Source organism: Qipengyuania vulgaris (assembly GCF_009827325.1).
GTDB classification, from domain to species: domain Bacteria; phylum Pseudomonadota; class Alphaproteobacteria; order Sphingomonadales; family Sphingomonadaceae; genus Qipengyuania; species Qipengyuania vulgaris.
The window spans coordinates 1-4,194 of record NZ_WTYC01000019.1 but is presented as its reverse complement, the minus strand read 5'-3'; the positions used below and the strand labels follow the sequence as shown (position 1 = coordinate 4,194).

At 65.3% G+C, this 4,194-nt stretch carries 5 protein-coding genes; 3 read left to right on the top strand and 2 right to left on the bottom strand.

The window, feature by feature from the left end:
- Nucleotides 1-798: IS110 family RNA-guided transposase (locus tag GRI69_RS15670; protein ID WP_160726291.1), on the top strand; the 798-nt coding region annotated here is incomplete at its 5' end.
- Nucleotides 799-1,131: 333 nt separating this feature from the next.
- Here the strand turns inward: GRI69_RS15670 and GRI69_RS15665 are convergent.
- Nucleotides 1,132-1,407 carry a hypothetical protein gene (locus GRI69_RS15665; protein WP_160729091.1) on the bottom strand — a complete coding sequence of 92 codons (276 nt, stop codon included), beginning with the start codon at nt 1,405-1,407 and terminating at the stop codon, nt 1,132-1,134.
- A gap of 56 nt (nt 1,408-1,463) precedes the next feature.
- Nucleotides 1,464-1,625, bottom strand: coding sequence for a hypothetical protein (locus tag GRI69_RS15660; RefSeq protein ID WP_160729090.1), 162 nt, complete (start codon nt 1,623-1,625; stop codon nt 1,464-1,466).
- 160 nt (nt 1,626-1,785) lie between these two features.
- Between GRI69_RS15660 and GRI69_RS15655 the strand changes: the two genes are divergently transcribed.
- Complete coding sequence (locus tag GRI69_RS15655) at nt 1,786-2,694, top strand: tyrosine-type recombinase/integrase (RefSeq protein ID WP_160726971.1); 909 nt, start codon at nt 1,786-1,788, stop codon at nt 2,692-2,694.
- Nucleotides 2,695-2,700: 6 nt separating this feature from the next.
- On the top strand, nt 2,701-3,894 hold the full coding sequence (locus tag GRI69_RS15650; protein WP_160726970.1) for an IS91 family transposase: 1,194 nt from the start codon (nt 2,701-2,703) through the stop codon (nt 3,892-3,894).
- Nucleotides 3,895-4,194 lie beyond the last annotated feature (300 nt).

The window sequence follows — 4,194 nt, the reverse complement described above, 5'->3', positions numbered from 1 at the left end:
CCAGCTTACGTAAAGCCGTTCGTGAAGCGCCAGAAGAACGATGCTGCGGATGCCGAGGCCATCTGCGAGGCGGCGCAGCGCCCGAGCATGCGGTTCGTGCCAGTAAAGACCGAAGCACAGCAAGCAGCCGCGCTGGTGTTCCGGGCCCGCGACCTGCTGGTCAAGCAACGCACGCAGATCAGCAACGCCGTTCGCGGTCACATGACCGAGCATGGCTGGATCGCGCCGCAAGGCCTGGCGCACATGAAGAAGCTGGCCGCACTGCTTGAGGATCCCGACGCGGTTCCCGAGAGCGCACGGCCGGTACTGGAGATAATGCTCGATCAGATGGCAGTGCTCAGCGAGCGCATTGCCGAACTTGACCGGGAGATCGCCCGGCGTGCCCGCGAAGACGAGACCGCGCGGCGGCTGATGACGATCCCGGGCATCGGACCGATCACGGCAACCGCGATCACCGCACTTGCACCTCCGCCCGGCACCTTTGCCAAGGGCCGCGACTTTGCCGCATGGGTCGGGCTTACACCGCGCCAGCACTCGACCGGCGGCAAGCAGAGGCTCGGCGCGATCTCGAAGATGGGCGAGCGAACGCTGCGGCGGCTGCTGATCATCGGCAGCAGCGCGGTCGTGCTCCAGGCAAGCAGGCGCGGCGCACCCGCGGGATCGTGGCTGGAACAGATGATGGCGCGCAAGCCGCGCATGCTGGTGACGGTGGCGCTCGCGAACAAGACCGCGCGCATCGTCTGGGCAGTGCTGACGAAGAACGAGGATTACAGGGCTCCGGTCTCGGTCGCGGCGTAAGCCGGGCCGGACCAGAGGTCGCCGGAAGGACGTAGGCGGACGAAGGAGAGTATGGCAAAACAGTCGGCGAGACGGGACCGGAAGAACCAGGGCTTTCCACCGTGCTTCATCAGTACGCTGAGGGTGATGTGGTTCCGGTCCGCGAACTCCCATACGGGCCCGCAGCACGAAAAGCTGCACCAGGAGGCCGGACAGATGGCAGCATCCGACTACGTGCCAAACCTCTCAAAATACCGCTTGCATCCTGCGGGGCGTCCACAGATGGAAAGCGGACACTAAACCGTGCCAGCCAAAAGCTCTCCAATCACCGTCTCCAACGCTTGCGGCTTCGGCTCACTTTGGCCAATGATTGATACGCAGCTCCTGATCACGCGAGAGGTATGTCTCGAAGTGGTCCGAGTAAATCTCCACCTCAAGACTGTCCCATTCGCCGTTGACCAGCCAATCAAAACAAATCGCGTTGGTGTATGGATTGAGCGAAATGTCTTCGCTTTCAATTTTAGCAAGTGCGGTCCCGCCAAGGGCAGAAAGCAATGCGATAGCGTTGCCACGCTGCGCGGCATCACTTGCTAGTTCTTCCACCCGAAGCTCAAGCAATCGGTCAGGCATCGACGCACACTAACGCTGTTTCCTTCGTCCGCAATCGGGCCATTGTGGGACGTCTTTCATTCATTGGGTATAATGCCCTCGCAAAGCCCGCGTTGATAATCCCAGCGCCCACCGGCATCGAGGCAGCCGTCGATTGAAAAGAGGGTCTGAAGCTCCCAGCCAGCCCACAATCCCGCGGCCCCGGCAAGGGAGGCGATCAGAATAATTCGGCGTTTCATGTCTTCGTCTCAACTAATGACGGGGTGTCCGCAATGCGTCGATGCACGAACCCGCTTCGCGGGATGGTTGCTTGTGGTGAGGGTGATGTAGAACGACGGGCGTAGCGTCTGGTCCGAGAGAGGCAGACGATCGTGGCTCCTTCAACCGAGGAGTCGAACGATGAACGAGATTATTCCGATTGGGCCTGTCAGCCCGCTGCGCCAGCGGCTGATCGAAGATATGACCCTGCGCCGGTTCAGCCCGGAGACGCAGCGCAACTATCTGCGCGATGTCGGGCGGTTCGCGACCTGGCTGGGGCGCTCGCCCCACACCGCGACCGCCGAGGATGTCCGGCGGTTCCAGATCGAGCAGCGGGACGCCGGCATCCCGGCGCCGACCATGAACAGCATCGTGTCGGCGCTGCGGTTCTTCTTCACTCACACGCTCGACCGTCCCGAGCTTGCCCGTAAGCTGGTCCGCACCGCGCACGCCCGCAAGATCCCGGTGGTGTTGACGCAGAGCGAGGTGAAGCGGCTGCTCGATGCGACCACCTGCCTCAAGCACCAGGCCGCGTTGTCGGTCGCCTATGGCGCGGGTCTGCGCGTCGGCGAGGTCGCGGCGCTCAAGGTGCGCGATATCGACAGCAAGCGCATGCTGCTCAGGATCGAACGCGGCAAGGGCGGGCGCTATCGCAATGCCATGCTGCCCGAAGGGTTGCTCGTGCTGCTGCGCGACTGGTGGCGCGCGGGCCGGCAGCAGGGCGTGCTCCACGCCGATGGCTGGCTCTTCCCCGGTCGAGGCGCCATGCTGCCGATCAGCACACGGCAGCTCCACCGCGTCGTCGTCGAAGCCGCCGAGGCAGCCGACATCGCCAGGCGGGTCGGACCGCACACCCTGCGGCACAGTTTTGCGACCCACCTGCTCGAGGACGGGGTCGATATCCGCGTCATCCAGGTGCTGCTCGGCCACGCCAAGCTGGGCACCACCGCGTTCTACGCCCAGGTGGCGACCAAGACGATGCGGGCGGTGGTCAGCCCGCTCGATCGGCTCGCGCTCGCGGCACCGGACAAGAAGGCGCCAAGCGGCTGAGAGCCGGTGCGCGCCTCACTCGAGGTCGCCGATGTCTTGCGTGCCGCCGGGCCAGCTTATCGGGCTACCCATGCCGGGCATCTGAGCCTGCAGCAGCTCAAGGTCATGTCGGCGATCGAGCACTGCCGCACCGCCGCGCTGGGCGGGCATGTCGAGGCCTGCACCGACTGCGGGCACTGGCGGATCGCCTACAACTCCTGCCGCAACCGGCATTGCCCCAAGTGCCAGGGCGCCGCCGCACGGACCTGGCTCGCCGCGCGCGAGGCCGACCTGCTGCCGGTCGGTTACTTCCATGTCGTGTTCACGCTGCCCGCCGAGATCGCCGAGATCGCGTTCACCAACAAGGCGCTCCTCTACGACCTGCTGTTCAAGACCGCCTCGGAGACGATGCTGACCATCGCCGCCGATCCCAGGCATCTCGGCGCCCGGATCGGCATCACCGCCGTGCTTCACACCTGGGGTTCGGCCATGACCCACCATCCGCACATCCACATGATCGTGCCGGGAGGCGGCATCGCGCTGGACGGGGAGAGATGGATATCCTCCCGCCCGGCTTTCCTCCTTCCGGTGCGAGTGCTGGGTGCACTCTTCCGCCGCCTGTTCCTCACCCGGCTGCTGGCGCTGCACGATGCCGGTAAGCTCGCCTTCTTCAGCCAGCTGGCACCTCTTGCTGACCGGCGCGCGTTGCTGCGCCACCTGTCGCCAGTGCGCAAGAAGCGCTGGGTGGTCTATGCCAAGCCGCCGTTCGCCGGTCCCGAGGCAGTGCTCGCCTATCTGTCGCGCTACACCCACCGGATCGCCATCTCGAACAGCCGTCTCCTCCGGTTCGGCGAGAGCGGCGTCACGTTCCGCTACAAGGATTATCGCCGCTCCGCGCCAGACCGTCAGCAAGTGATGACGCTCAGCGCCGACGAGTTCATCCGCCGCTTCCTGCTGCACTGCCTGCCGCGCGGGTTCCACCGCATCCGCCACTACGGCCTGCTCGCCGCCAGCACCCGCAAAGCCCATCTCGAACGCGCCCGTCAGCTGCTAGCGATCGCACCGCCGGCGACGGACGAGCCCTCCATCGAACCGCCCGATCCGCGTCCGGCATGCCCTTGCTGCGGCGGGCGCATGGTCGTCATCGAGACGTTCCAGCGCTGCCACCTGCCGCGCGGTCCGCCATACCCGATCGTCCCATCCGGCATGCCCACGCCGTGATCCGGCACGGCCCGACACCCTCGCGCCCCGCCGCAGCCACGCTTCCGGCGACAAGGACGTCTGCATATCGTCCGTCCAAGAGCGGTCGTCCCATCGCCAAAATCGGACGGACGCGCTTCCCACGGCTGCTGTGTCTCCACAAAATCGGACAGGCTGCTCTCAGGCACGTCCGCTTATCGGCACCGTCAGCAGACGCCCGGACAAACCCGAAATCAAAATCCCCATAGCTCATCGCGTGCGGCCCGCGGGTTCGGGCACCGTCGACTTTCCGACGCCTCACGGCGTCCGAAACTCTAAACG

Excerpts from the sequence above, each read along its gene's own strand:
- GRI69_RS15665 (WP_160729091.1), bottom strand. The coding sequence starts at position 1,407 with ATGCCTGACCGATTGCTTGAGCTTCGGGTGGAAGAACTAGCAAGTGAT.
- GRI69_RS15660 (WP_160729090.1), bottom strand. The coding sequence starts at position 1,625 with ATGAAACGCCGAATTATTCTGATCGCCTCCCTTGCCGGGGCCGCGGGA.
- GRI69_RS15655 (WP_160726971.1), top strand. The coding sequence starts at position 1,786 with ATGAACGAGATTATTCCGATTGGGCCTGTCAGCCCGCTGCGCCAGCGG.